General features: G+C 75.5%; 1 protein-coding gene and 1 pseudogene. Both read left to right on the plus strand.

Annotated elements, in window-relative coordinates; translation table 11 throughout:
* Positions 1-289, plus strand: a pseudogene (locus D452_RS29065) (ABC transporter ATP-binding protein); the annotation flags it as partial.
* A partial coding sequence (locus D452_RS29070) for an ABC transporter ATP-binding protein (protein WP_017547145.1) occupies positions 286-2067 on the plus strand: 1782 nt, incomplete at its 3' end. The pseudogene D452_RS29065 and the gene D452_RS29070, both read left to right, overlap by 4 nt.

The raw sequence follows: 2067 nt of genomic DNA on the forward strand, positions 1-2067 counted from the left end.
GCGCGTCGCCCTGGCCCGCGCCCTCTTCGCGGACCCGCCCGTGCTGGTCCTGCACGACCCCACCACCGCGGTCGACGCGGTCACGGAGGCCGCCATCGCCCAGGGCACCGTCGACCTGCGCGCCCGGCGCTCACCCGGCGGCGCCACCCTGGTCATCGCCAGCAGCCCCGCGCTGCTGGCCCGCGCCGACCGGGTGGTGGTGCTGCGGGAGGGCCGGGTGCACGCCGAGGGCACCCACGCACGACTGGCCGAGGACGACCCCCACTACCGCGAGGCGATCCTGCGATGAGCACGCAACCCGTCACCAGGCCCGAACCCCCGGAGACCGAACCCGAGGCCCCCGCGGCGGCCGGGCCCGAACTCCTGCCCACCGCCGACGCCCGGCGCACCTGGGCCGTCCTCGGCGACGGGCTCAGGTCCATTCCCTGGGCCACCGCCCTGGCCCTGCTCACCGTCCTCGGAGGCAGCGCCGCCGGGCTGGTCGCCCCCTGGGTGCTCGGCTCGATGGTCGACGACATCTCCGCGGGAGAGGGCCTGGAGGTGATCCTGCGGTCGGCCGCGCTCATCGCCGGGGCCGCCCTGGTCGGAGGCGTCCTGGTCGGGCTCGGGGCCTGGCAGGTCAGCCGGGTCGGCGAGACCGTCCTGGCCCGGCTGCGCGAACGCGTGATGGAGCGGGTCCTGCACATGCCCGCCGCCCGGCTGGAGAAGGTCCGGATCGGCGACCTGCTCTCCCGGGTCGGCGACGACGTCGCCGTGGTCACCAACGCCATCGCGCGCAACGGTCCCGAGGTCGTCACCGCCCTGGCCATGGTCGTGCTCACCACCGCCGGAATGGCCGCGCTGGACTGGCGCCTGGGCCTGGCCGGGCTGGCCGCCCTGCCCTTCTACGTCTGGGCGGTGCGCTGGTACATGCCGAGGTCGGGCCCCTACTACGCGCGCGAACGGATCGCCATGGGGGAGCGCTCGCACGCGCTCATGGGCGCCCTTCGCGGCCGGGGCACCGTGCGCGCCTACCGCCTGGAGGAGGAGCACGAACAGGTCATCGCGGACCGCTCCCGCACCGCGATGCGGCTCACCATCGACGTGTTCTACCTCTTCACGCGGCTCGGTGCGCGTATGAACGGCTCGGAGTTCGTCGGGTTGGGCGCCGTCCTGGTCGTCGGCTTCTTCCTGGTGCGCGGCGACCTCGCCACCGTCGGCATGGTCACCGCCGCCGCCCTGTTCTTCCACCGGCTCTTCGGCCCGATCGGGTTCCTGGTGATGAACTTCAACGACGTCCAGCAGGCCGGGGCGAGCCTGGCCCGGCTGGCCGGGGTCATCGATCTGCCCGTGGCAGAGGACCCGCGCCCCGAGGAGGGCCCGGCCGGTACCTCCCTGCGCGTGGACGCGGTCAGCCACGCCTACGCGCCGGGAGCGCCCAAGGCGCTGGACGGGGTGACCCTCGGGGTCGCCCCGGGCGAGAGGGTCGCGCTCGTCGGTGCCAGCGGGGCGGGCAAGACGACTCTGGCCGCCGTGGTCAGCGGCCTGCGCGCGCCCACCTCCGGGACGGTGTTCCTCGGCGGCGTCCCCCTGGACGAACTCGGGGAGGCACGCGTGCGCGAGCACGTCTTCCTGGTGAGCCAGGAGACCCACGTGTTCGCCGGGACCCTCCTGGACGACCTGCGCCTGGCGCGCGCCGAGGCCGCCCCCGCCGAGGTGGAGAGCGCCCTGGAGGCCGTCGGCGCCCTGGAATGGGTGCGCGCCCTGCCCGAGGGGCTGGAGACGGTGGTCGGTGAGGGCGGGCACGCGCTCACCGCCGAGCAGGCCCAGCACCTGGCCCTCGCGCGCCTCGTCCTCGCCGACCCGGACCTGGCGGTGCTCGACGAGGCCACCGCCGAGGCGGGGAGCTCGGGCGCGCGCCGTCTGGAGAACGCGGCGGTCGCCGCCACCAAGGGCCGGACCACCCTGGTGGTCGCGCACCGCCTCACCCAGGCGCAGACCGCCGACCGCGTCGTCGTCATGGACCAGGGCCGGATCGTGGAGGAGGGCACCCACGACCAGCTCGTCGCCGACGGCGGGCGCTACGCG

Origin of the sequence: Nocardiopsis prasina DSM 43845 (genome assembly GCF_000341265.1) — a bacterium.
Taxonomy (GTDB): domain Bacteria; phylum Actinomycetota; class Actinomycetes; order Streptosporangiales; family Streptosporangiaceae; genus Nocardiopsis; species Nocardiopsis prasina.